Source organism: Rhodococcus sp. 1163, assembly GCF_002091985.1.
GTDB lineage: Bacteria > Actinomycetota > Actinomycetes > Mycobacteriales > Mycobacteriaceae > Rhodococcoides.
Window position 1 is genome coordinate 392,549 of record NZ_MKKX01000018.1, and the last position, 25,858, is coordinate 418,406.

Annotated in this window: 22 protein-coding genes; 5 read left to right on the top strand and 17 right to left on the bottom strand. The window is 62.2% G+C overall.

From position 1 onward, the window contains the following. Window positions 1-37 precede the first annotated feature (37 nt). Window positions 38-571, top strand: a complete 534-nt coding sequence (locus BJD99_RS08100; RefSeq protein ID WP_084346259.1) for a carboxymuconolactone decarboxylase family protein — start codon at window positions 38-40, stop codon at window positions 569-571. A 17-nt stretch (window positions 572-588) separates the two neighbouring features. On the opposite strand, the gene BJD99_RS08105 is transcribed toward BJD99_RS08100, so the two are convergent. The 3 genes from BJD99_RS08105 to BJD99_RS08115 form a co-directional block, all read right to left on the bottom strand. Continuing rightward, window positions 589-1,440 carry an SDR family oxidoreductase gene (locus tag BJD99_RS08105; protein ID WP_084346260.1) on the bottom strand — a complete coding sequence of 284 codons (852 nt, stop codon included), beginning with the start codon at window positions 1,438-1,440 and terminating at the stop codon, window positions 589-591. Window positions 1,441-1,600: 160 nt separating this feature from the next. Further along, window positions 1,601-3,016, bottom strand: a complete 1,416-nt coding sequence (gene lpdA / locus BJD99_RS08110; protein WP_084346261.1) for a dihydrolipoyl dehydrogenase — start codon at window positions 3,014-3,016, stop codon at window positions 1,601-1,603. Window positions 3,017-3,065: 49 nt separating this feature from the next. Next, window positions 3,066-4,025 carry a dipeptidase gene (locus tag BJD99_RS08115; RefSeq protein ID WP_084346403.1) on the bottom strand — a complete coding sequence of 320 codons (960 nt, stop codon included), beginning with the start codon at window positions 4,023-4,025 and terminating at the stop codon, window positions 3,066-3,068. A 106-nt stretch (window positions 4,026-4,131) separates the two neighbouring features. Between BJD99_RS08115 and BJD99_RS08120 the strand changes: the two genes are divergently transcribed. Beyond that, window positions 4,132-6,162, top strand: a complete 2,031-nt coding sequence (locus BJD99_RS08120; protein WP_084346262.1) for a prolyl oligopeptidase family protein — start codon at window positions 4,132-4,134, stop codon at window positions 6,160-6,162. An 18-nt stretch (window positions 6,163-6,180) separates the two neighbouring features. Here the strand turns inward: BJD99_RS08120 and BJD99_RS08125 are convergent, their stop codons facing one another. Next, window positions 6,181-7,014, bottom strand: a complete 834-nt coding sequence (locus BJD99_RS08125) for an alpha/beta fold hydrolase (RefSeq protein WP_084346263.1) — start codon at window positions 7,012-7,014, stop codon at window positions 6,181-6,183. A gap of 847 nt (window positions 7,015-7,861) precedes the next feature. On the opposite strand from BJD99_RS08125, the gene BJD99_RS08135 reads away from it, so the two are divergent. Then, window positions 7,862-8,062: a PspC domain-containing protein gene (locus BJD99_RS08135; RefSeq protein ID WP_084346265.1), complete on the top strand. Its 201-nt coding sequence runs from the start codon at window positions 7,862-7,864 to the stop codon at window positions 8,060-8,062. A 26-nt stretch (window positions 8,063-8,088) separates the two neighbouring features. Here the strand turns inward: BJD99_RS08135 and BJD99_RS08140 are convergent, their stop codons facing one another. The 9 genes from BJD99_RS08140 to BJD99_RS08180 form a co-directional block, all read right to left on the bottom strand. Continuing rightward, window positions 8,089-8,844: a PIG-L deacetylase family protein gene (locus tag BJD99_RS08140; RefSeq protein ID WP_084346266.1), complete on the bottom strand. Its 756-nt coding sequence runs from the start codon at window positions 8,842-8,844 to the stop codon at window positions 8,089-8,091. Next, window positions 8,844-11,633: an aconitate hydratase gene (locus tag BJD99_RS08145; RefSeq protein WP_084346267.1), complete on the bottom strand. Its 2,790-nt coding sequence runs from the start codon at window positions 11,631-11,633 to the stop codon at window positions 8,844-8,846. Before BJD99_RS08145 ends, BJD99_RS08140 begins: the two co-directional genes overlap by 1 nt. Window positions 11,634-11,756: 123 nt before the next feature. Next, window positions 11,757-12,503, bottom strand: coding sequence for a respiratory nitrate reductase subunit gamma (gene narI, locus BJD99_RS08150; RefSeq protein WP_084346268.1), 747 nt, complete (start codon window positions 12,501-12,503; stop codon window positions 11,757-11,759). After that, window positions 12,500-13,156 carry a nitrate reductase molybdenum cofactor assembly chaperone gene (gene narJ, locus BJD99_RS08155; protein ID WP_084346269.1) on the bottom strand — a complete coding sequence of 219 codons (657 nt, stop codon included), beginning with the start codon at window positions 13,154-13,156 and terminating at the stop codon, window positions 12,500-12,502. The genes narI and narJ overlap by 4 nt, the downstream gene beginning before the upstream one ends. Further along, the gene (narH, locus tag BJD99_RS08160; protein WP_084346270.1) at window positions 13,156-14,808 is read right to left on the bottom strand and encodes a nitrate reductase subunit beta; all 1,653 of its coding nucleotides are present in this window, start codon (window positions 14,806-14,808) and stop codon (window positions 13,156-13,158) included. Before narH ends, narJ begins: the two co-directional genes overlap by 1 nt. Beyond that, window positions 14,808-18,527, bottom strand: a complete 3,720-nt coding sequence (locus BJD99_RS08165) for a nitrate reductase subunit alpha (RefSeq protein WP_084346271.1) — start codon at window positions 18,525-18,527, stop codon at window positions 14,808-14,810. The genes narH and BJD99_RS08165 overlap by 1 nt, the downstream gene beginning before the upstream one ends. A 49-nt stretch (window positions 18,528-18,576) precedes the next feature. Then, the gene (locus tag BJD99_RS08170) at window positions 18,577-19,635 is read right to left on the bottom strand and encodes a tellurite resistance/C4-dicarboxylate transporter family protein (protein WP_256895548.1); all 1,059 of its coding nucleotides are present in this window, start codon (window positions 19,633-19,635) and stop codon (window positions 18,577-18,579) included. 197 nt (window positions 19,636-19,832) lie between these two features. Further along, a complete protein-coding gene (locus tag BJD99_RS08175) occupies window positions 19,833-20,111 on the bottom strand; it encodes a putative quinol monooxygenase (RefSeq protein ID WP_084346272.1) in 279 nt (92 codons plus the stop codon). Between the two features lie 67 nt (window positions 20,112-20,178). Beyond that, entirely contained in the window at window positions 20,179-21,576 is a 1,398-nt protein-coding gene (locus tag BJD99_RS08180) for a glucose-6-phosphate dehydrogenase (NADP(+)) (RefSeq protein ID WP_143542090.1), read from the bottom strand. A 50-nt stretch (window positions 21,577-21,626) separates the two neighbouring features. On the opposite strand from BJD99_RS08180, the gene BJD99_RS08185 reads away from it, so the two are divergent. Continuing rightward, window positions 21,627-22,229 (top strand): hypothetical protein, encoded by a 603-nt coding sequence (locus BJD99_RS08185; protein WP_084346405.1) that lies wholly within the window; start codon window positions 21,627-21,629, stop codon window positions 22,227-22,229. Window positions 22,230-22,233: 4 nt separating this feature from the next. Here the strand turns inward: BJD99_RS08185 and BJD99_RS08190 are convergent, their stop codons facing one another. Beyond that, complete coding sequence (locus BJD99_RS08190; protein ID WP_084346274.1) at window positions 22,234-22,806, bottom strand: isochorismatase family protein; 573 nt, start codon at window positions 22,804-22,806, stop codon at window positions 22,234-22,236. A gap of 32 nt (window positions 22,807-22,838) precedes the next feature. On the opposite strand from BJD99_RS08190, the gene BJD99_RS08195 reads away from it, so the two are divergent. Further along, on the top strand, window positions 22,839-23,624 hold the full coding sequence (locus BJD99_RS08195; RefSeq protein WP_084346406.1) for an MOSC domain-containing protein: 786 nt from the start codon (window positions 22,839-22,841) through the stop codon (window positions 23,622-23,624). Here BJD99_RS08195 and BJD99_RS08200 read toward each other — a convergent pair. Genes BJD99_RS08200 through BJD99_RS08210 form a run of 3 tightly spaced genes read right to left on the bottom strand, consistent with a single transcriptional unit; the run spans window position 23,584 to window position 25,837 of the window. Then, window positions 23,584-24,243, bottom strand: a complete 660-nt coding sequence (locus BJD99_RS08200) for a cytochrome b/b6 domain-containing protein (RefSeq protein ID WP_084346275.1) — start codon at window positions 24,241-24,243, stop codon at window positions 23,584-23,586. The genes BJD99_RS08195 and BJD99_RS08200 overlap by 41 nt on opposite strands. Beyond that, window positions 24,227-24,952 (bottom strand): molybdopterin-dependent oxidoreductase, encoded by a 726-nt coding sequence (locus BJD99_RS08205; protein ID WP_084346276.1) that lies wholly within the window; start codon window positions 24,950-24,952, stop codon window positions 24,227-24,229. Before BJD99_RS08205 ends, BJD99_RS08200 begins: the two co-directional genes overlap by 17 nt. 18 nt (window positions 24,953-24,970) lie before the next feature. Then, window positions 24,971-25,837, bottom strand: coding sequence for an asparaginase (locus BJD99_RS08210; protein ID WP_084346277.1), 867 nt, complete (start codon window positions 25,835-25,837; stop codon window positions 24,971-24,973). Between the last annotated feature and the right edge of the window lie 21 nt (window positions 25,838-25,858).

The window sequence follows — 25,858 nt, forward strand, 5'->3', positions numbered from 1 at the left end:
TGGTGCACAGCGGAAACCGCAGGTAGCGTGAGAAGGCGTGAGCTCACCGCGCATTGCATCCGGAACGTTCAAGGACCTCGGCCCCATCAACTGGGCCTTGTGGCGCGTCCTGTCGAAGGCTGCGGGCGCGCCCAACGCGCATCTTTTCAGTACCTTGGGACGCACCCGCGGACTTTTTCGGGGCTGGTTGTTCTACAGCGGGAAGCTGATGCCGGGCGGCCGGATCTCACGCAAGGACACGGAAGTGGTGATCAACCGCGTCGCACACGTACGTGACTGCGGGTACGAGATGGACCATCACCGCCGAATCGGCAGGCGCGTCGGAGTGACCGAAACCCTTCTCGCACAAGTAAAGGAAGGGCCCGCAGCAGTCGGTCTCGGTGATCGCTATCGAGCGATACTCACCGCGACCGACGAACTACTGGCCACCAAGAACCTCTCGGACGAAACCTGGTCAGCCTTGGCACGCGAGTTCGACGAACGCCAGCTGATCGAATTCCTGTTGTTGGTCGGGCAGTACGACAGCTTGGCGACGACCATCGAAACTCTGCGAATAGAACGCGACTTCTGAAAAGAGATTCGCTGGAGCTAGCCCTTGTTCGACCCGAACCTGGCGCCGGTAGCTCGCCCAATCCTGTTGAGCGGGGCCAAAATATCCTGATACCGTGGCCCCACTACGCGAGGGATCAGATCGAACAGTCGCGCATCCGGGCCGATGAGGATGCGCGGCTTGTTGCGCTCGACGCCGCCGAGGATCACCTTGGCGGCACGTGTGGGCGAGGTGACGGCGATCTGCTCGAAGCGTCGCACGACGGCGTCGTGATCTCCCAGATCTGCCATTCCTCGTGCGTTGGCAACGATGTTCGTCTTGATTCCGCCAGGATGGACACAGCTGACGCCGACGGGATGGCGAGCGACTTTCATTTCCTGGCGCAGCGCCTCGGTGAAACCGCGCACCGCGAACTTTGCCGAGTTGTATGCGCTCTGACCGGGGATGCCCATCAACCCGAACACGCTCGACACATTCACCAGGTGACCTTCACCGGACTCGATGAGCGCAGGCAGAAATGCTTTGGAGCCGTTGACGACTCCCCAGAAATCAATGTTCATGACCCACTCGAAATCGTCCCAGGTCATATCCAGAACATCCGCGCCGAGCGCAACCCCTGCGTTGTTGACCACGAGGTTGACGCGTCCGAATTCGCTGATGACCGCATCGGCATGGAAATACATTGCCGCGCGATCGGAGACGTCCAACTGGTAGGACACTGTGCGTGCACCGATCTTCTCGCACAACACGACCGTCTCCGTGAGTGCTTCGCCGTCGATGTCCGAGAGCGCCAGCCTGGCGCCGCGGTGCGCCAGATCGAGGGCGAGCGCGCGGCCGATCCCCGATCCGGCCCCGGTGACGACGGCAACCTTGTTGTCGAAACTTCTCATCGGTGTACTTCTTTCGCCTCGGTCGTATCGTCCTGGCCACGACCAACATCGGCCGGAAAGCCCATACTGCCATGCAAGGACGAGTCCGGACAGGGCATGAAAAAAGCTCGTTCGTCTTGTGCGCACACAAGACGAACGAGCTTCGTAACTGCTTGGAGGGTCAGAAGTTGATCATGTGTCCTGCGAGGCCGTGAATGGCCTCCTGCAATGCCTCGGACAACGTCGGATGTGTATGGACGTTGCGAGCGAGCTCGTTGACGGTCAGGTCCCATTTCTGGGCCAACGTCAGTTCCGGCAGTAGCTCGGACACGTCGGGGCCGATGAGGTGACCACCGAGAAGTTCGCCGTGCTCGGTGTCCGCGATCAGCTTGACGAAACCGGTAGCGTCGCCCAGCCCGTGGGCTTTGCCGTTGGCTGCGAACGGGAAGTTCGCGACCTTGATGTCGGAGCCACGGGCCTGTGCTTCTTCACGAGCCTGATCTTCGGTGAGTCCGAAGCTGGCGACCTGCGGCTGGCAGAACGTCGCACGCGGCATCATGCGGTAGTCCTCGATCGGCAGCGTCTCCGCGCCGGCGATGGTCTCCGCCGCCACGACGCCCTGAGCCTCGGCCACGTGAGCGAGCTGCAGCTTGGCGGTGACGTCCCCGATTGCGTAGATGTGCGGGACGTTGGTCTTCATCGTGCTGGTGATGCCGATGGCACCGCGATCAGTGAGCTCGACACCGGTCGTCTCGAGACCGAACCCTTCGACGCGAGGGGCGAAGCCTACGGACTGCATCACCTTGTCGACGGTGACGGTTTCGACGTCGCCGGACTTGTTGTTCTTGAACTTGACGGTCACCTTGGAGCCGTCGTCGTCGATGCTCTGTACAGCGGCACCGGTGACGATACGGACGCCGAGCTTCTTGTACTGCTTCTCGATTTCCTTGGAGATGTCGGCGTCCTCGTTGGGGAGCGCGCGATCGAGGTACTCGACGATGGTGACATCGACACCGTAGTTCTTCATGATGTAGCCGAACTCCATGCCGATGGCGCCTGCACCGACGATGAGCATCGAACCCGGGAGTTCACGGGTCATGATCTGCTCTTCGTACGTGACGACGTTCTCGCTCAGCGACGTTCCCGGCAGCAGTTTGGTGGTGCTGCCGGTGGAGATGATGGCGTTGTCGAAGGTGATCGTCTCGGTGCCGCCCTTGGTCAACTCCACCTCGATGGTGTTCGCATCGGTGAAGGTGCCCTGGCCGTCGAACTCGGGGATCTTGTTCTTCTTCATCAAGAAGTGAATTCCCTTGACGCGCCCCTCCGCGACCTTGCGGCTGCGGTCGAAGGCTGCGCCGAAGTCGAAGCTCGCTTCGCCCGAGATACCGAACAACTTGGCTTCTTTTGTGAAGAGGTGCGCAAGTTCGGCATTGCGGAGAAGCGCCTTCGAGGGAATGCAGCCCACGTTGAGGCAGACACCGCCCCAGTACTTCTTCTCGATGATGGCAGTGCTCAGTCCGAGTTGTGCCGCGCGGATAGCAGCGACGTACCCACCGGGACCGGCTCCGAGGACAACGACGTCATAGTGTGAGGTCACGATTCCCCAGCTTAGTCGCGTACGGATTCCCTGTCTCGAGACGGTCGGGTTACCTGCCGGTAGCAGCCTGTGTCGCCTCTGCGACCCGCCGGAAGTTCCCACCGAACACGGCGTCGACGGCGTTGTCGTCGAAACCACGACCACGCAGCACCGCGGGCAGGGTCAGCGTTCCTTCCGGCGGAACCCACTGCAGCGGCCCCCAACGCGTGTACATCTCCGAGAACGCCTCGGGGTGAATTCTCAGCTCGTGATCGAAATCCTCGTGGTCGAACGAATAGTCCGAGCCGATACCCACGTGCTCGATGCCGAGCAACTCCACGCCGTACTCGATGTGGTCCGCCATCGCCTGCACCCGTTTGCCATCGTCCTCGGGCGCGTTGACGCCGAGGAAGATGCCTACACCGTTGATCCCCACGACGCCTGTAGTGCGTGCGCATTCCAGCGCCTGCTCATCGGTGATGTTCCGCGGATGCTGCCACAGTGCAGCAAAATTCGAGTGACTGTAGATCATCGGGTGCTCGGTGCAACGTGCCACGTCGAGCCCGGTCGAGACCGAGCAGTGCGAACCGTCGACGAGCATCCCCACACGATTCATCTCGTGAACCACGTCCCTCCCGTACGCCGTCAGACCCGTGTCCTCGACGTCGAGGCATCCCCCTCCGGCCGCATTGGCGTGGTTGTAGGTCGGAAGCATGGAACGCACACCGAGGCCGTGGAAGTAGCGAATGTTGTCGAGATCGCCCTCGAGTGGACCGGAATCCTCCAGGTCGAATGCCAGGGTGATCAGCTCGACAGCTTCGGGTTCGTCCACCGCGTCGACCATGCGAAAACGCCCGTCGGCGAGGGCTTTACGACGGAAATCCTGTGCCAGCGCAGTCACGACTGCTTTGGAATGCGGCGAGAAGCCGACGTTGACGGACACGTACGACCCGAGCGGGTAGCGAGCCAATTCCGTGATGTCCGCAGTGGGCACCAGCGGCAGACAGCAGTGCTGTTCCCACAGATTCATATCCGGCGATCCTTCCTCGAACACCACGACCCCGACACGAGAGTGAGCACCGGCACGTGTCCGGTCACCGTGGGAGGGACAGTACCTACGAGGGTACAAATAGGGCATGAGCAACACCTCTGATCCGTACCTGTGGCTCGAAGAGGTCACCGACGAGCGCGCATTGGACTGGGTACGCACCCGTAATGCCGCCACCACCGCCGCGTTGGCCGGCCCAGAATTCGACGCGATGAAAGCCCGCGTGCGCGAGGTCCTCGACACCGACGCACGAATCCCGTACGCGCGGCGGCGCGGTGAGTACCTGTACAACTTCTGGCGCGACGCCGAGCACATCCGAGGACTGTGGCGTCGGACCACGATGACGGAATACCGCAAGGACTCGCCCGAGTGGGACATCCTGCTCGACCTGGACGCCGTCGCCGAGACCGAAGGCGAGAACTGGGTGTGGAGCGGTGCGCAGGTGCTGCGTCCCGATCAGCACCTCGCGTTGGTCACGATGTCCCGCGGCGGCGCCGACGCGTCGATCGTCCGCGAATTCGACTTGCGGACGCGCACGTTCCGCGACCCGTCGGGCGGCGGATTCTTCGTTTCCGAAGCCAAGACCGACATCGGGTACATCGACGCCGACACCGTCTATGTAGGAACCGACTTCGGTGCAGGTTCGCTCACCGACTCGGGATATCCGCGTGTCGCCAAGCGGTGGACCCGCGGCACCCCACTTGCCGAGGCCGAAACCGTGTACGAGGGAACGGCGAACGACATCTCGATTTCGGCGTGGCACGACCGGACTCCCGGATTCGAACGTGACTTCGTGCAACGCGCGACGGACTTCTTCAACGCCGAGTTGTATCTGCTCGATGGCACAGCCCTGACGCTGATCGATACACCGACCGATGCGACGACTTCGGTCCACAAGCAGTGGCTACTGGTCCGCACGATGACCGAGTGGACGATCGGCGACAAGACGTATCCGTCGGGCGCCCTATTGGCCGCGAACTTCGAGAGCTTCCTCGCCGGGGACCGCGAGATGACCGTACTGTTCTCGCCCGACGCACACCGCTCCCTGCATCAGTTCGCTTGGACCGAGAACCACTTGCTCGTCGTCACGCTCGTAGACGTGCGCAGCGAGTTCCGAGTACTCACTCCTGGCGCTGATGCCTGGGACGATCAGCCCCTGCTCGGCCTACCGGATTCGACCTCCACCGAGATCGTCGGCACCGACGCGGAGGAGAACGGTGACGAGTTCTTTCTGTCGTCGAGTGGTTATCTGACGCCTGCCACGCTGCTGTTCGGCACAGTCGGCGGCGACCTCGAAGTCCTCAAACAGGCGCCGTCGTTCTTCGACACCGATTCGATGGCCGTCACCCAGTATTTTGCGACTTCACTCGACGGCACTTCCGTGCCCTACTTCGTGGTCCGCAAGGAAGGCATGGGCCCCGGGCCGACGATGCTCTACGGCTACGGAGGATTCGAGATCTCGATGACGCCGTCGTACAGCGGTGCAACCGGTCTGGCCTGGCTCGAGCAGGGCGGCACGTACGTAGTGGCCAACATCCGAGGCGGCGGCGAGTACGGCCCCGAATGGCATACCCAGGTGCTGCGCGCAGGCCGACACAAGGTCCACGAAGATTTTGCGGCCGTGGCAAAGGATCTGGTGGAGCGCGAGATCACCACCCCCAGCCAGCTCAGCGCTCAGGGAGGAAGCAACGGCGGACTCCTGATCGGAATCATGCTGACCAGATACCCCGAACTGTTCGGCGCTCTGGTCTGCCAGGTACCACTGCTGGACATGAAGCGATACCACCTACTGCTGGCAGGGGCGTCGTGGGTGGCGGAATACGGCGACCCGGACGACCCCGACGAGTGGGCATTCATCTCCGAATACTCGCCGTACCAGAACATCGTGGCACCGGACGAGAGACGCTATCCGCCGATCCTCATTGCGACCTCGACACGCGACGACCGGGTGCACCCCGGTCATGCCCGCAAAATGGCCGCGCGGCTCGAAGAACTGGGCCAGCCCGTCACCTACTTCGAGAACATCGAAGGCGGGCACGGCGGCGCTGCGGACAACGCTCAGCTGGCCTTCAAGACGGCACTGTCCTTCCGATTCCTGTGGAACGCGCTACGGCCCTGACGTCGGCGACAGGAACTTTCAGCGATGTATCCACGAGCTCACGAGGTCCGCGACGGCCGTTGGATTCCGAATCCAGCCGTTGTGGCCGAGTGACTCGGCGACATGCGCGGCGGTGACGTCGGCGTTGGCGAGTTTGTCGACCAAGTTCTTCATCGACCCGGGCGGCGCCACCTCGTCCCCTTCGATCGTGATCGTCAGGACCGGTAGCTTCAGTCGGCGCATCCGCTCCTCGTAGTCCATATCTGCGCCGGACGGCTCGATCAGTCCGGTCCGGGCGAATTTGGACCAGTCTTCGATCAGCACACGCGACTGCCGCCCGAAACCACCGACACCGACGCGATCCCCTGGCCAGAAGCCGGCAATGCTGCTCGTCAACGCCATGGCTGCGGCGCCGAACAGCAATGGAACACCGCGCACGGTTCCGAAGCCTCGGTGGTACGGCGACCCCGAGGCCACCAAGATCAGCCCGGCCAGGCGACCGCGGATTCGAGCTGCATACATCGACCCGAGTTGGCCACCCATGCTGTGGCCCAGAAGATAGGGAGTGGCGGCCGGAAATTCCTCGCGCACCACCTCGAAGATGGCAGGAAAGTCCACCGATACCAGTTCCTGATAGCCGTACTTGCTGGCGGAACTGGGTTTGGGGACGCTGTCGCCTTGTCCGCGGAGATCACCGACAGCGGCGTGGAAACCGCGGGCGACCAGGGCTTCGGCGAACAGGCGGTAGTAGCCGCCCGGAATTCCGAGACCCGGCATGATCACCACGACCGGCGCATCGTCCGGTCCGTCGGCCGGAAAAAGCGATACCGGCACTGTCGAACCGTCGGGCATCTGTATGGGAACGGTGTGCACCGACCCAGACTAGGGCGTGCGTCGCCGGACAGACCGATGGCCGGTACCCCAGTATTGCGGGGTACCGGCCATAGTCGAAAGATTTAGAGGGCTGCGGCAGGCGCAGTGTCCGAGCTACCCGATGCTGCTCCGAGAAGCTTGGCCAGCAGACCGAAAATTCCAGCAAGTTCGGCGGATCCCATATAAGAACTCCTTCGTGAGAGGAAATGGATCAGAGATTCTGCGACGGTAATCACAAAACGGTCTCTGTAGCGGTATGTCTACCTCACGAGATCACATCTTGTACGTCGAAATCTGAAATTCGACTCACACTGAATTGCTGACGTCACTTATCGGACGCGTTCTCGATGCCACCGTAACCGCCCCCGACTGCGATTACAGCGTGCACCGTGAACAAAATCAGGCAGCGCTACCGGATGTCAGTACGCCTACGATCTGGTCCACGATCGACTCGACGAGCCCGTCGAGAACGCCCGAGAAAATGTCACTGATGAACCCTGCTGCTGAACCCATGAAATCTCCTGTACTAGTCATTTGGAACAGCCGTAGAAAGTACGACCTGATGTCGTTCCTACCGCACTCGGCAGTGCGGCGCAGCATTGAGTGGTCGTGTCGAATTCTTACGCCCTCATCGGTACCCGTACAACATTTATTTCACTCGGGACAATGCGCAAACCACACGAATAAACGCCTTTGGACGTCCATTCGGGCATGAGGTTTTTTATCCGAAAGGTGTCTTGACTCTTGATCGAGGGGTTGGGCACCGCGCACAACGTAGGCAACTTCAGGGTGAAGATGGGTGGACTTCCCGATGTGCAAAGACATCCACATCGAGAGACTTGTCGGCATGACTTCCACCAACCCACCCAAAGAATTCGTCCGCTCCGACTCGCAGAAGATGGTCGCAGGTGTGTGCGGCGGCATCGGCGAGTACTTCGGCATCGACGCCAACCTCGTCCGAGTCCTGACCGTGCTCGGCACTGTCGTCTCGGGCGGAACCGTCGCGCTGATCTACCTTGCCGCGTGGATGCTCATGCCGAGCAGATAATCGGTCCCTGACTTCGTGCGAGAAGCTTACGTAACCGCGACTACCTGAAACGCCTCCGCAAGTCGACCTTCGGGCAGCCCTGCCTGCGACGCGGCCGCACCCGCGAACCCACGCAACAGTGCGTCGAGCTCGTGGATATGCCCGGTTTGACTGCGATGGGCCCGCAACGCGGCCACCTTGGAATCGAACGTTGCCGTGATGTCGACGGCCCTGTTGTTGTGCGGTCCACCCATGATCCACAGTTGGTGCGCCGACCATGCCTGCAGACCTTCGTCCGCGAGCAGCTCCGGGTGCGCGAACGGGTTTCTGGCATCGGGGTACACGGCGGCGAAGGCGGCCTCACCCGCCGCCCGATGATCGGGGTGCGAGGCACCCACCCTGCTCCAATCGAACTCCGGTGACTGGATCAGCACCCGCTGTGGGCGAACCCTCCTGATTGCCCGACTGAACCCTTTGCGCAGCTCCATCGTCGGGTACAGCGCGCCGTCGTCGAACCGGAGGAACTCCACGTCGTGCACACCGACCGCAGCCGCAGCGGCCTGCTGTTCGGCTTCGCGCATCGCCGCCATCGCCTCGCGCGGAATGTCTTCGAATCCGCCGGCGTCGCCCGAGGTGGCCAGGCAATAACTGACCACGATTCCGCGCTCGGTCCAGCCGGCGACCGTGCCGGCCGCACCGAAGTCGACGTCGTCGGGGTGGGCGGCCAACACCAGGACACGCTCGACATCACGGTCGGCATCAGGACTGTCGGACTGGGGAGCTGGCGTCGAGTCGGCTGTCATCAGCCGGCCAGCATACGGCGCAGGACGTACGGCAGAATCCCTCCGTGCTGGAAGTACGCCGCTTCCGCGGGAGTATCGATGCGCACGGTCGCCGTCAGCTCACGCCCCTTCCCGTCGGTCTCGACCCGGACGGTGACCTCACTGGGGAGCGGGCCTGCGCCTTCTAGCCCGATCACCGAATACGTTTCTTCGCCGGTGAGCCCGAGCTGTTCGGCGCTCTCCCCTTCCCTGAACTGCAGCGGCAGCACCCCCATCCCGATCAGATTCGATCGGTGTATCCGCTCGAACGAGGTGGCCAGGATCGCCTTCACCCCGAGAAGCATGGTGCCTTTGGCGGCCCAGTCTCGTGAAGATCCCGAGCCGTAGTCGGCGCCGGCCAGCACCAGTAACGGCACGCCGTCTTTTTTATAGGCCATCGCGGCATCGAAGATCGACTGCTGAGAGCCGTCGGGCAGGTAGCGGGTGACACCGCCTTCGACGCCGGGGACGAGCTGGTTGCGCAGACGGACATTCGCGAACGTTCCACGGATCATCACGTCGTGATTGCCGCGACGCGAACCGTAGGAGTTGAAATCCTTCCGATCCACCCCATGCTCGCTCAGATACCGGCCCGCCGGGGAATCAGCACCGATCGCACCTGCCGGCGAGATGTGATCGGTGGTGACCGAGTCTCCGAGCAGCGTCAATACCCGAGCACCGATGATGTCTCGGACCGGCAGTGGCTCGCGGGGCATGTCGTCGAAGTACGGAGGATTGCGCACGTAGGTGGACGTGTCACTCCAGTCGAAAGTGCCGGACTTCGATACGTCCATGCCCTGCCAATTCGCGTCACCGGCGAGGACATCGGCGTATCCGTCGGTGAACATGCTCGCCTCCACGCACTCGTCGACCACTGCTTTGATCTCCGCCGTGGTGGGCCAGATATCGCGCAGGAACACATCATTGCCTTCGGCGTCCTGGCCGAGTGGCTCGATGAGTAGGTCTGCCTGGGTGGTGCCGACCAACGCGTAGGCGATGACCAGCGGAGGCGAGGCCAGGAAGTTCATCTTCGTTTCGGCGTGAATCCGGCCCTCGAAGTTCCGGTTCCCCGACAGCACCGAGGCCACCGCCAGATCGTGGCCGGTGACTGCCGCGCTGACCTCGGGAATCAACGGGCCCGAGTTACCGATGCAGGTGGTGCAGCCGTAACCCACCAAGTCGAATCCGAGCTTCTCCAGGTACGGGGTGAGCCCGGCGCGGTTGTAGTAGTCGGTGACGACCCTGGACCCGGGCGCCAGCGACGTCTTCACCCACGGCTTGCTGCGCAGTCCGCGCTCGACCGCGTTCTTCGCGAGCAGTCCTGCCCCGATCATCACGGTCGGGTTGGAAGTGTTGGTGCACGAGGTGATCGCCGCGATCACCACGTGCCCGTGATCGATGTCGAACTCGGTACCGTCGAGGGTCACCTTCGTGGGGTCCTCGGGCCAGGTGAGTGTCTCGTCGTACGAAGATGACCGAGGCGGCTCGTCGCGCTCGATACGGCGGCTGATCGCTACGGGATCGCTGGCGGGAAACGAGCCGTCCACAGCGTCGTCGAGACCGCCCTGGACCGCGTCGGAATGCGAGCGGCCGGCCAGCAGACCGCGTACCGCGCGCTGGGCCACGCGCAGTGGGATCCGATCCTGCGGTCGCTTCGGGCCCGCGATCGACGGCTCGACGGTACCCAGGTCCAGCTCGACGACCTGACTGAATTCCGGCTCGTGATCGGGGTCGTGCCAGAGTCCTTGCGCCTTGGCGTACGCCTCCACCAGCGCAATCTGCTCGGCCGGCCGGCCGGTCAGCCGCAGGTAACTCAACGTCTCGTCGTCGACGGGGAATACAGCGGCTGTCGACCCGTACTCCGGGCTCATGTTCCCCAGGGTGGCGCGGGTGGCCAGCGGCACGTTGGCCACCCCTGGACCGAAGAAGTCCACGAACTTGCCGACGACCCTGGTGCGGCGAAGCACCTCTGCCACGGTGAGGACCAGGTCGGTGGCGGTAGTCCCCTCGCTCAACTCGCCGCTCAACTTCAACCCGACCACCTGCGGAATCAGCATGCTCATCGGCTGGCCGAGCATGGCCGCCTCTGCTTCGATTCCTCCGACACCCCAACCCAGTACTCCGAGCCCGTTGATCATCGGGGTGTGCGAATCCGTCCCGACCAGGGTGTCCGGATAAGCCACCGTGCGATCGGGTCCGTCCTTGGTGAACACCACCCGAGCCAGGTACTCCAGGTTCACCTGATGGCAGATTCCGGTATCGGGCGGGACCACCTGGAAACCGTCGAACGCCTGTTGAGCCCACCGGAGCAACTCGTAGCGCTCGTGATTGCGCTCGAACTCGAGTTCGGCGTTGGTGTGGAATGCCTCGGGTCGGCCGAACATGTCGACGATCACCGAGTGATCGATGACCAGATCGGTGGGGATGAGCGGATTGATCCGTTGCGGGTCACCACCGAGTGCAGTCATGGCGTCCCGCATGGCCACCAGGTCCACCACGCACGGCACTCCGGTGAAGTCCTGCATCAGAACCCGTGCCGGTGTGAACTGTATTTCCGAACTGGACTGCGCATGTGGATCCCACCCTGCCAGCGCCCGCACCTGCTCCGCGGTGACCAGGTGCCCGTCCTCGTTACGCAGCAAGTTCTCCAGCAGCACTTTGAGGCTGTAGGGCAGCCGCGACGACCCCTCGACACGATCGAGGCGGAAGATGTCGTAGGCAGTCTCGCCCACCGTCAATTGATCCAGCGCACCGAAACTGTTCCCGGTCATGACCGCTCCTCGTTACCGTAGGCTGGTTCAAGGGTCGGCCGTCGAGATGGCTTCTGTCAATAGTCGCCGGAGCTCGCCCTAAAGGCATCCACCACAACTACTGCGGCACATCGTATTCGACGTTCACCTTCGCCGAGGTATCGTGTCGACCTTGTCCCAGCCACGACGGCGTTCACGGGATCCTTCGTGCGCATCACGGCTGCGGTAGATGATGTATGGCCGAAAGAGATATCCCAACGGGGCGGTGAATACGTGCACCAATCGGGTGAAAGGCCATACCGCGAAAAGACTGATGGCGGCCAGCGCATGAAATTGGAAGCTGAACGGGGCATGCGCCATCAATTCGGGCTGCGGGTCGAAGAAGAAGATGCCACGGAACCAGACGGACACACCTTCGCGGTAGTTGTATTCTCCGACGACGCCGGACCCGGTGTTGACCAGGCCGCCCAGGATCACCAGGGTGAGCATGAGATACATCAGCTTGTCCATCCTGGTCGTCGCCCCCATAACGGCCTTGGTGAAGCGCCGACGATAAAGCAGACCTGCCAAGCCGACGAGGGTGAATACACCGGCCACGATGCCCACCGTGACCGCCATGAAGTGGTAGATGTTCTCCGAAATCCCGACGGCCTCGGTCCAGCTTTCGGGAATGCCCAGGCCCATTACATGTCCGAGGAATACGGCAAGAATGCCGAAGTGGAACATCGGGTTCGCCCAGCGCAGAATGCGGCTTTCGTACATCTGACTCGATCGGGAAGTCCAGCCGAACTTGTCGTAGCGATAGCGCCAGATGTGGCCGAGAACAAAAATGGTCAGGCAGATGTAAGGGAAGATCAACCACAGGAACACATCCCGGACATTGTCCATCATGCACCTCCAGGCATCGGTAGCAAATCGGGCGAACCATAGGGATCGAGACCCACCTGCTCGTCTTCCGGCCCCTCGGCGATCAATCGTTCGACAGCTTCGTGATCCTTGCCTTTGAGCGGGGGCAAGGTGGCGCACACTGCCTCCATCGCCCCGCTCCACGGCGATTCGATGTCGCGTAGATGCAGGCGGAGCAACTCCAGGCCGGCGCGATTGTCCAATATAATCTTCAGACCCGCCCGCTGATCGGTCGTAGCGGCGAATTCCAATACGACACAGAGATGATCGGGTAGTTGATCCTCGGCAAGCATCAGCCCCGCCTTGGTGTAGACCTGCTTGATACGCAGCAGCGCGAGCCCGCGTTTTCGAGTCTCTCCGTTCGAGAAGTAGGTCAAGAACAGGCAGCCGCGCCTGCGAGTGTCGAAGGTGTCGACGTAGTCGGTCTCGGACTCCGGTAGCGGCCGAGTGCGTAGGTGATCGATCGTTTCCTGCAGTCCCGTACCGAGTTTCGCCGGCAGGGTGGCAGCGACTCGGCCGAGAAGGTCGAGATGAGACATCAGGTGCGCGTCCGGGTAATCCATCAGCATCGAGGCGGACTGCCAGGTGCGGGTGAGTTCGTCGGTGGAATATCTGAGTTTGGGCACGCGTGGGGTCATTACCGGTGCTCCGTCTCCGCCGACTCGGACGATCCGGCAACCTCAGGGAAAAGCCCATCGGGGGTGCCCTGCCCATTCCAGTCCATCAGGTTGATCCGCACACCCGCCGGGCGTCCCGGCCCTGCCGGTGAACCGACACCAGGATCGGCACCCATACCGGGGTCGCCACCGAACGAGCCGTCCATCCCGCCCATCCCGGGCCCACCCTCGACGTCGAGGGAACACTCGGTGGCGATGTTCTCGAGCTTGTGGGCGTCCTCGTAATGGGCCGCCGGTACGACGTATCGCTCGTCGTACTTTGCGATGGCGAGCAGACGGTACATGTCCATCATTTCTTGCCCGGTCATCCCGACGGACTCGGGGATGGATTCGTCTACCTCCCAACCCATATTGATATCGCGCATGAACGAACGCATCGCGGCAAGCTTGCGGAGCACCATGTCCACCGGAGCGGTATCCCCTGCCGTGAACAACCCGGCGAGATACTCGATAGGGATCCGCAGGGAGTCTATGGCAGCGAACAGGTTTCCCTTCCGTTCGGCGTCCTCACCGGTTTCGCGGACTGCATCCACAACCGGAGACAGCGGCGGTATGTACCAGACCATCGGCATCGTTCGGAATTCCGGATGCAACGGAAGCGCGACCTCGTATTCGTTGATCAACGCCCAAATGGGCGAGCGTTGCGCACTTTCGATCCAGTCGTCGGGGATATCGGCACGCTGCGCCTGTCGAACAACTTCCGGATCGTTCGGGTCGAGAAAGACGTTGCGTTGGGCTTGCAGCAGGTCGTGTTCGTCGGTCACCGAGGCCGCATCGAGCACCCGGTCTGCGTCGTACAACATCAGTCCGAGATACCGCAGCCGTCCCACGCACGTTTCGGAACAGATTGTGGGCTGGCCGATCTCGATACGCGGGTAGCAGAAAGTACATTTCTCGACCTTGCCGGTCTTGTGGTTGAAGTACATCTTCTTGTACGGGCAGCCGCTGACGCATTGCCGCCAGCCACGGCAGCGATCCTGGTCGACGAGGACGATGCCGTCCTCTACTCGCTTGTATATCGCCCCGGTGGGACACGACGCCACGCAGGACGGATTGAGGCAGTGTTCACAAATACGTGGCAGGTAGAACATGAATGCCTGCTCGTACTCGAATTTGATCTTGTTGCCGATCTGCTGGAGTATCGGATCGTTGTGCCCGTGCTCGACCGACCCGGCAAGGTCGTCGTCCCAGTTCGAGGACCAGGTGACTTTCGTATTCTCACCGGTCAGCAAGGATTTGGGCCGTGCTACCGGCATATGATCCTGAGCCGGGGCGGTGGTGAGGTTCTCGTAGTCGTAGGTCCACGGCTCGTAATAGTCGTTGATGCCGGGCAGATTGGGGTTGGCGAAGATGGTGGCGAGGTTCTTCAGTCGACCGCCTGCCTTCAGCTTCAGCCGGCCACGCTTGTCGAGTGTCCAGCCACCTTTCCACTTCTCCTGATCTTCGTAGGTGCGCGGATAACCTTGGCCGGGCCGCGTCTCCACATTGTTGAACCAGACGTGTTCGGCGCCGGTGCGATTGGTCCACACCTGCTTGCACGTGACCGAGCACGTGTGGCACCCGATGCACTTGTCCAAATTCATGACCATCGCCATCTGAGCCATTACTCGCATCAGTACTCCACCTCCTGATTACGACGGCGGATCACGGTGACTTCGTCGCGTTGATTGCCGGTAGGTCCCATGTAGTTGAAGGCGTACGTCTGTTGGGCGTATCCGCCGATCATGTGCGTGGGTTTGATCATGAGCCTGGTGAGCGAGTTGTGATTACCGCCGCGCTGGCCGGTCGTCTCCGAAATCGGTGTGTCGATGAGGCGGTCCTGCGAGTGATACATGAAGACAGTGCCTTCGGGCATCCGATGCGAGATGATGGCACGCGCGTCGACCACACCGTTGCGGTTGACGGCTTCGATCCACTCGTTGTCTCGCACACCGATCTTCTCCGCATCCTGCGGGCTCATCCAGATTCCTGGCCCGCCGCGGAACAGCGAGAGCATGAGCAAATTGTCTTGGTATTCGGAATGAATCGACCACTTGTTGTGCGGCGTCAAGTATCGGACCGAGACCCCGTGGTCGGGCGTCGCTCCGATCTCCGGTTCGTCGAAGAGTGCGGTCATGTTCAGCGGTGGCCGGAAGGTGGGCAGCCCTTCGCCCAGCTCGGTCATCCAATCGTGATCGAGGTAGAAGTGCTGACGACCGGTCAGCGTGTGCCACGGTTTTTCCCGTTCGACATTGATCGTGAACGGCGAGTATCTACGGCCGCCGGTCTCGGATCCGGACCATTCGGGTGAGGTGATCACCGGAACCGGGCCGTGTTGGGTATCGGAGAACGTGATGCGCTTGCCCTCGTTTTCGGAGGCCAGGTCGTGCAGCATTCTGCCGGTGCGCTTTTCGAGTGTCTTGAAGCCCTGAGTGGCGAGCCTTCCATTGGTGGTGCCGGACAGGGCCAGGATCATCTCGCAGGCCTGGATGTCACGGAGAATATCGGGACGGCCATCGGCCGGACCACCGCGCACGACACCGTTCTTCTCTTTGAGATCAGCGATTTCTCGGCTCAGATCGAAGGTGACTCCCTTGGTGGTCGCACCCAAGGTGTCCAGCAACGGCCCGACGGCGCGCATCTTGTCACCGATCGCCGTGTAGTCCCGCTCGACTTCGATAATTTTGGGCATCGTGACGCCGGGCTCCGGTTCGCATTCTCCGTACTTCCAGTCGCGGACCTTGCCGTGCGGTGCTGCCATCGCATCCGGGGTGTCGTGGGTCAGGGGTGCGGCGACCACATCGGTTTGCGTACCGAGGTGACGCACCGCGAGCTTGCTGAATACCTGGGAAATCTGTTGCCAGGCATCCCAATCGGTACGCGACTGCCACGGCGGGGAGATCGCGGGATTGAAAGAGTTGACGAACGGATGCATATCCGTCGTCGACAGGTCGTGTTTTTCGTACCAGGTTGCGGCCGGCAGGACGATGTCCGAGAGCAGCGTCGAACTCGTCATCCGGAAATCGAGGGTCGTCAGGAGATCGAGCTTGCCGATGGGCGCCTCGTCGTGCCAGCGAACGTCCTGCGGTCGGAAGCGCTGCGCAGTCTCCCGGGCGCTGACGGTGTGTGACGTGCCGAGGAGGTGATTGAGAAAGTACTCGTTTCCTTTCGCCGAGGAACCGAACAGATTCGACCGCCACAACGACAGAACCCGCGGAAAGTTCTCCGGCGCATCAGGATCCTCGGCCGCGAACTTCAGCCGCCCGGCCTTCAACTCCTCGACGACATAGTCCTTGGCCGACTCCCCCTTCTGCTCGGCCTGCGCACCGATCACCAAGGGATTTCGATCGAATGTGGGGTAGGACGGCATCCAGCCCAGACGCGCGGACTGTGCGATCACGTCGGCAGTCGTCTTGCCCGCCAGTTGGCCTTTGCCGGTCTGTGCCGTCAGCGTGTCGGCACCGAATTGGTCATAGCGGAACTGGTCGGTATGCAGGTACCAGTAGGCCGTCTGCACCATGTTTCTCGGCGGTCGTACCCAGTCCAGGGCATTGGCCAACTGGTTGTACCCGGTCAGCGGACGGACCTTTTCCTGGCCGACGTAATGCGCCCAACCGCCACCGTTCACGCCCTGGCATCCCGTGATCGTCGTCATCGTCAGGAAGGTCCGATAGATGGTGTCGGAATGGAACCAATGATTGGTGCCCGCACCCATCAGAATCATCGACCGACCCTTGGAGTCCTCGGCGTTCTGGGCGAACTCGCGGCCGATCCGTTCGGCAGCGTCCGCGGAGACTCCGGTGATCGCAGCTTGCCACGCGGGCGTGTAGGGGGATTCTGCGTCGTCGTAACCGCTGGGCCAACTCCCGGGTAGTTCGGGTCTACCAACGCCGTACTGGGCGAGCATCAGGTCGAATACCGTGGTGACGAGCCGCCCTGCCACGCGGCGTACCGGTACACCGCGTCGAATCACGCCGACCTTGCCCTGGCCTGCATTGCCCTGGCCTGCATCGAAGCGCGGCATATCGATCGGAACGTACTGATCCGCGCCGTCGATCAGCGACAGTGTCGGATCGATGTCGCCGAGATCGAGGTTCCACTTGCCCTCGCCGGTTTCACCGTAGCGATGGCCCAGCGTGCCAGGGGGCACGACGAGCCGGTTGGTTCTCGCGTCGACCATGACCGTCTTGAACTCGGAGTTCTCCTGCTCGCTCACGATCTCGTCGGTGAGGTCCGAGGCGGTCAAGAACTTTCCGGCGGTATAGGTGACCTCGCCCTCCGGATCGTGTGTTTCGTCGAGAGTGACAAGAAACGGCAGATCCGTGAACTTCTTGACGTACTCGGTGAAGTAGGGAGTCTGCCGGTCGACGTAGAACTCTTTGAGGATCACGTGTCCCATGGCCATCGCCAGAGCACCATCGGTACCGGGCTCGGCAGGGAGCCACTCGTCGGCGAACTTGGTGCTGTCGGCGAAGTCCGGTGAGACGACGATGACTTTCTGTCCGCGGTAACGGGCTTCGATCATCCAGTGCGCGTCCGGTGTCCGGGTGACCGGCACGTTGGTACCCCAGATGATCAGGTAGCTCGAATCCCACCAGTCCCCGGATTCGGGGACGTCCGTTTGATCCCCGAACATCTGAGGGGAAGCGACCGGCATGTCCGCGTACCAGTCGTAGAAGCTCAGCATCGATCCCCCGATGAGGTTCACGAAGCGGGCACCGGACGCGTGCGAGACCATCGACATCGCGGGAATGGGAGAAAACCCGGCGACGCGGTCGGGGCCCCATTTTCGGATCGTGTGCACGTGCGCCGCCGCCACTATCTCGATGGCCTCGTCCCACGTGGCACGCACCAAGCCACCCTTGCCTCGCGCGCGCTTGTAGCGTGCGGCGCGCTCAGGATCCTCGGTCACGTCTGCCCAGGCGAGCACTGGATCTTTCAACCGGGACTTCGCTTCCCGGTACATCTCGAGCAGTACCCCACGAATGTAGGGATACCGGGTTCGCGTCGGCGAGTAGGTGTACCAGGAGAAGGAGGCACCGCGAGGACACCCGCGCGGCTCGTACTCAGGCTTGTCCGGTCCGGCAGTCGGATAGTCGACGGCCTGGGTCTCCCACGTGATGATGCCGTCCTTGACGTAGACGTTCCAGGAGCACGATCCGGTGCAATTCACCCCGTGGGTCGACCGGACCACTTTGTCGTGACTCCAACGATCCCGGTAGAACGAATCGCCCGAACGTCCCCCGATCGCGAGCAGCGTCCGCCCATCGGCAGAAACAGGCTGGTTGCTTCGAAAGAATCGACGAGTCTTGATCAAAGCATCTGTCAATCCACTGTTGATGGTGGCGCTCATGAAAGTCCTCCCGAGAATTGGAGTAGCGAGGCAAGACAAGCCGAAACCTTCAGGGGTGAACCACCAATCGGTCGACGAGATGCCAGATCATCGCCAGGAAAACGATCGACCACGCACCCAACGCAACCCAGGACACCGCGTCGCCGACGACTTCCATCATGGATAAGTTGTCCGCCTGGCCCAGGTAGTGCGAGGCGACGCCGTACATCCCGAGAGGGAAGATGATGCTCCACAGAGTCGCGTCGTAGACCAGCGGAACTCGATTCTTGACATGCCGCCACCACGCCGCGGCGAACAGGACTGGGATGAGCCAAGTTCCGAAGGACCAGAACATCACCGCAGTGCCACCGATCAGGCCGCGGGTGGCATCGACCATAGGGGCATCGGCCATTTGAACGATGCGGGCGCCTGCGAGGACGGTGATAGCGGTTGCGCCCATCGCAACCCAATAGACCGGAGTGAGGTCGACCGGGTTCAGCGGATAGAGCAGCAGCCTCGCCGCGACCAGAATCGCTACGCCCGCATAGAGAAAAGCGCCGACGGACCAGGAGAACACGGCCACCAGTGCGAGTTCGTTCCTACCGGTTGTGACCACAGGTTCGAGGGCAGCAGCGAGCACGGCAACGGATTGACAGGCAACCACCCAGATGAACCAGGTGCCGTTCGCGCCCATGAGTGCCGGGCGAATCGACGGATTCAGTATCGCCGTCGAGGGCACCACGTATCCGAGCACGAACCAACTCAGCGCCCCGAGAGCCAGGAACCCCAGGGCCACCGTGTGCACTCCCCCGGCGGCGAAGCGGGTGCCCAGGACGTCTGTGGCGGCGACGAAGGTGAAGAATCCGAATCCGCGTCGCGGATCGGTGAAATCCGCGCGCAGCAGAGACCCGAAGCGCAGTAACCGCCAGCAGTGCAGCACCACCAAAACTACCCAGGCGAGAACCCCGATCACGAACAGCGCCGAGGAGATGAGCGGCTGGTCGTTGTTCTTCATCGCGACGGAGATGATTCCGGTGGCCATGACCAACGCGAAGTAACCCGGGTTGAGAGTCGAGACGGCACCTCGAACGGCGGTTACCGTGCGCCCGCCGCCACTCCGCACCGTCACCACGTGTTACCGATTCGCCGGTCCATGACGCCCCGAGATGCTCGCTGTGCCATTCGGAATCCTCACCTATGACATGCCAGCCAGTGCACTGGCGTTGCACAGTGCACGCTACGCCGGATACACCCGGATTCGATGCACAACGCCGATCGACCAAGCGGGACTATATATCTGAAGCCTGCGACACGCCGAATCCACCGCTAAGCCCGCTCGGAAGCATCGAATTCGCGGACGTTGGCGTCGAGGATCGCGGCCTGCTGTTCGGAATCGGGACCGGATCCACGGAAGGCGTGCAGCTGCGCTTCGTCGGCCCAACGCTCGTACACGTTGATCCGTCGCTCGTCGAACAGGTCCGCAGCGATCGCGAAGTCCTCGCATCCTTCGGACTCGCGCGCGAGCCGAACCACCTCGACACAACCCTGCAGATACCGATCTCTTTCGTTCGGATCGACAGTCAGATACCCAGCAACAATGATCATGAGCCTCAGACCTCGACGGAGAGCAAAACTCATCGCCCCAACGAACCCGACACGGCCGAGGAATGCGTCAGTGCACCAACCATCCGCACGGCGCCGCGAGATCGGCAGATCCCTCCGGACCCATCGACCCCTCCGCGTACGGCTTCACCTCGGGTGGATCGTTCAACAGCGGTGCCGCCACTTCCCAGACGTGTGCAAGCCCGTCGGGGCGAGTGAACAACGAACGATCACCGTTGAGCACGTCGAGAATCAGGCGTGAGTACGGCGACAGTGGGTCGGCGTTGGGAACGGACGGCAACGGCAGAGACAGATGCCCGACGGACAGATCGAAGTCCGGTCCCGGCTCCTTCACCGTCATCGCCATATCGATCGAACCGCTGCCGGACAAGTCGAAGGACAGCACCGCGCCGTCGTCCGGGAGATCGGTCAGCGGGCTGTTCTCCGGCTTCCGGAACACCAGAGACACACGCTGAGCACTGACTCCCAACATCTTTCCGGTTCGAAGCAAGAACGGCACGCCGCGCCATCGATCGGTGTCGACCCACAGCTTGGCTGCGACGAACGTGTCCACGGTCGAATCGTCGGCGACACCCTCGACGTCGCGATAGCCGTCGTACTGGCCGAGTACGACCTCGGCCGTGTCGATCGGACGGAAGCATCCGATGACCGTTTCCCGCGCGGATTGCAGATCGTCGGCAGCCAAGGACGCAGGCGGTTCCATCGCGATCTCGGCGGCGACCTGAAAGAGGTGAGTCACCAACATGTCGAGCACGGCCCCGGTGCTGTCGTAAAATTCGGCTCGGTCGTCGATGTTCAGGGTCTCGGGGACGTCGATCTGCACCTGGGCCACGTGTTCGGCATTCCAGATGCCGTCGATCATGCCGTTCGCGAACCGCAGGACGTGCAAATTCTGGGTCGCTTCCTTGCCGAGGAAATGGTCGATTCGGTAGACCTGCTTCTCGTCGAGAACCTCGTGCACCACCTTGTCGAGCTCTTCGAAAGCCTGCTGCGACGTGCCGAACGGCTTCTCGTAGACCACCCGTGCACCATCGGCGAGGTCGTGCGCGCCGAGGGCCTTGGTGTAGTCCTGAAACGTGCTCGGCGGCAATGCAATGTAGTGCACCAACTGCGCGTTCTCGCCCACCTCGTCCTTGGCCGACGCCACCGCCTCCGGTAGCGCACCCGGGTCTTCGACGGTGAATCCGTTGCCTGCGAATCGGATCCGTTTCGCGAACTCGTCCCAGTCCTTGCTGCCGAGTTCGGAGCCGAATTCCTTCAACGCTCCGTGGACGTGGTCGCGGAACTCGTCGTCGGCGGTGTCGTGACGACCGTTGCCGATGAGCAGCCACTTCTCGGGCAGCAGTCCCTCGACATGGAGTTGGTAGAACGAGGGCAGGACCATGCGCTTCGCGAGGTCACCGGTCGCACCGAACAGGACGAATATCGTAGGTTGCAAAGTCGCCATGGATTCCATCATGCCCGCACCGATCGTGCGGTGTGGTTAAAGTCGATCTGGTGACACGATCGAAATTCCACGGCGAGATCTACGGGATGGGCACATCCTCGGGCACACGCATCGTCGTCGGCAACTGGACGCGGTCTCCGCTCGGCACCTTCACCGACGTCATGGTCGAGTTCGAGAACGGCCACCGCCTACTCTTGGCCCCTGATGACGAGGTGCGTGAATTCGTCTCGGCCACATACACATTCGACGAGACGATTCTCACGCCGGTGTCGTTCGAGCGCCTGCCGGACGGATCGAGGGAAGTGCAGGCAGGTCGACTGGACCTGCGAATCCAGACCGGCCGAATCACACCGCTCGGCGTGCTGCTGAAGCTCGTCCCCACGGCCATCTCGACCGCCCCGTGGTTCTGCACTCTGACCGACCCCATCGCCCGAGTGGCGCTCCGCGGCGTGAGGACCCGCGGCAGCGCCGGCGGTGGGCGCCGCGAGTACTACGGGGCTCACACCCAATACCGCGTCACCGCAGTCGAGGCGTCGTGGGACGGAAAGAATCTCGGCTCACTGACCCGCGTCACGCCACCGGTCCGATTCGGATTCGGTTCCACACCCCAGGCCCCGAGCGTCACCTACATCACCACCACCATCGACGACTGACTCGTCAGACCAGCACTGCACCCGCGGCGACGAGCTCGGTCAGTGCCTTCTCCGAAGACTCGGGAGCAACACCGGCGATCAGATCGGTGAGAATACGTACCTTCAGCCCGAGAGCGATCGCGTCGAGAGCCGAAGCTCGCACGCAGTAGTCGGTAGCCAGTCCGACGACGTCGAGATCGGTCACCTCGTTGCCTCGCAGCACCTCCGGCAACGTGACGCCCTCGTCGGTGATGCCTTCGAAAGCCGAGTACGACGGCCTCCCCTGACCCTTGTAGACGTGCACGTCCACCGATCCGATGACGAACTCGCCGTGGTACTCCGACCCGACCGTGTCCGCGACGCAGTGCATGGGCCACGTGTCGACGAAGTTGGGCACCTCATCGGTCGCGAAGTGGCCACCGTTGTCGCCGAGAGCGTCGTGCCAGTCACGCGAGGCCACGATGACGTCGTACTCGTCGCCCTTCTTCGCCAGCAACTCACTGACCTTGCGTGCTACTTCGCCGCCGCCCTCGATGCCGAGGGCGCCGCCCTCGGTGAAATCGTTCTGTACATCCACTACCAACAAAGCACGAGTCATGGTGACCAGTATCCTCTGAACGTGAGATGGGCATGAACGCGACAGTGACCGAATTGATGTGCTACCCGGTGAAGGGATGCGCGGGCCTGTCGCTCAGCACCGCGTCGATGACGTTCCGGGGGCTCGAACACGATCGCGAGTTCATGATCGTCGGTGCAGACGGATCGTTCCGCAGTCAACGCAGCGATCCTGTCCTCGCCGTCGTCCATCCCTCGATCGTCGACGACGTCCTTACCCTGTCGCACGCCGATTTCGGATCGATCACCGTCGAGGTGAATCGGCATTCCCGGCTACGAGATGTCACGATGTTCGACGAACCGTTTCAGGGCATCGACCAGGGCGACGACGTTGCACGTTGGCTCGGTGAAATCCTCGGCGAGGAGTGCCGACTGGTCAGGATCACCTCGACTGCCCCTAGCTTCGCGGACAGCACGGCAGTCCACATCCTGTCCGATGCGTCGATGCGCGGCCTGAACGCTCGGCTCGACGCACCGATTCCGTTCGATCGGTTCCGGCCCAACATCGTCGTCACCGGCTGGGCGGATGCGCACCGGGAGGACCTGGTACGCCGCGCTTCCGTCGGCGCCTGCGAACTCGCGTTCGACAAGATTGCCATCCGGTGCGCCGTCACGACCGTCGAGCAGACAACCGGCATTCGCACCGGCCCCGAACCACTGCGTACCCTCGCCGCCTACCGCCGCGGCCCCACCAAAGGCGTCGTCTTCGGTGCGAAGTTCTCGGTGAAGACCGTCGGCCGGGTGTCGGTCGGGGACGAGTTCACCGTTCTCGAGGAGGAATCTTCGGGTCTCGATCGCTAGTCACGGGCCGCTCTGCTGCCTTGACTTCGCGAGCCCATTCCGGATGCTCGTTCTCGGCCCACGCGCGCAGAACCGACCCGCCGCGCATACCGCGCATCGCTTCGGAATCCTTGAACGCGTAGAAGATGTGGCCTACGACGAGAAGCCCGAAGGCGAGAGCGAACCAGTCGTGTACGAACGTCGCTCCTGTCCGCCAGTTCAGCGGACTCCACTCCGGAAAGAACATCACCGTCCCCGTGAGCAGCAGTACCGCGATCGATCCACCACTCAACCCGCCGTTGAGCTTCTGGCCGGCATTGAACTTTCCGACGCCCACTGCCCGGAGCCGACGAGCCTTGGACTGCAACCACTTCCAGTCATCGTCGACGAACCGGTTGAGGCGCTGCAGATCCAGCCGATAGGCCCGCGAGAGAAGACCGAGAATCAGCGGTATCGGGATACCGAAACCTGAATAGACGTGCACCACTTCGACCAAGTGCCGATTGCCGACGAGGACTGCCAACGAACCGTTGTACAGAATCGCCGCCGTCGCAATGCATACGAGGGTCAGCACGCCGACGGACCAGTGCACCCAACGTTCGATTCGGTGGAAGCGCAGCAGTTCAGCTCGTGGCGTCATCGTCACGTCCGTTCGACGCGCCGACCCAGCCGTCGATCGAGTATCCCCGCGGCTCCCAGTAACCGGGCACCACATCCGAAGTCAACTCGATTCCGCCGAGCCATTTCAGACTCTTGTAGCCGTACATCGGTGCAACGTAGAGCCGAACTGGACCGCCATGATCATGAGTGACCGGGCCGCCGAGCATGGTGAGGGCGAGAATGACGTCGTCGCGACGTGCTTGCTCCAGCGTCAAGCTCTCGGTGTAAGTGCCGTCGAACGAGGTGAATCGGACTGCCGTCGCATCGGCCGTCGGCGAGGCTGCATCGAGGATCTCCGACAGGCGCACGCCGCTCCACGGAACCTGTGGAACACGCCATCCGGTCACGCATTGGAAGTCTCGCACCAGAGACGTCTGGGGCATTGCCCGCAAATCCTGTAGTCCGAGAGTGCGTGGTGTTGCTACCAAACCACCGACAGTCAATTGGTAGCTGCTCTCGTCCTTGCGCGGTGCACCCGTGGTCACCGAATAGAATCGAAAGTTGTTGCCCAGCGGGATCAGGCCGACCAGTCCGGTGGGATCGTGGTTACCGATCGGGCCCATCACGGTTGCGAGCCCATTTTGAATGGCGCCACCGCCCAGAATTCCTGCCGCGCCGGCGACGACCAGTCCGAGGAAGAGGCGTCGACCTACCGGTGCACCGGGAATATCGGGATCGTTGCGACGCATCACTCCACTGTCCACGAATTACCGATCGCGTGTCGCTATCTGCACGGCAAGCAGAATTCGCGCCTGACCAGCTCGCAATGTTGAGAACAGTGCGCCCGCGTCGACGAGGTCTGCACCGCCACCTCCGCCGCCGTAGCTGGGTTCGACAGAGCCGAGCGGAACCCGCGTCGTAACCACGACGGGGATCCCTGCGGCCGTGGCGCGCTGCACCGCCGCCACGACCATGCTGTTCGTGTTCCCCGAACCGAGAGCCTGCAGCACGAGCCCCTGACTTCCGGCGCTGAGATAAGCGTCGATGGCGACCGCATCCACACCTGGGTACAGCGCAACGATGTCGACTCTGGTGTCCGAAATTTTCTGCCGGTCGAAGACGGTGCGTTCCTGCGCCGATCCGAAAAATGCGTCCAGGTCCGATGTATGCCATTTCATCAACCCCCGCGCAGACAGAGTTCTGCCTCCGAAGGAAACGAGGACTCCCTTTCCCCGGTTACTCGGATTCCGCACAGCTTCGATCGCTGCTGTGACGTTGTCGGGCCCATCGGGCTCGCTGTGATCCGACGTCCGCTGCGCACCGGTGAACACCACCGGCCTCGGATCATCGTGGAACAGGTCGACGAGAAGTGCCGTCTCCTCCATCGTGTCCGTACCGTGCAGAACCACGGCACCGACGCAGTCCGGATCGGTCAGCGCGTTCCCGACAGCGTCGGCAACGGCATCCATGTCGGCGAAATCGAACGCTGAACTGTCCTTGGACATGACCTCACGAACCTCGACATCAGCGGCCAACGAGAACCCGAGCGGATCACTGCCCGGACGGCTGATGCCGTTCTCGTCACGGCTACTGGCAATGGTTCCGCCAGTGGTCAGCAGGGCGATGCGAGACACAGAAGTGATACCTCTCGTTCG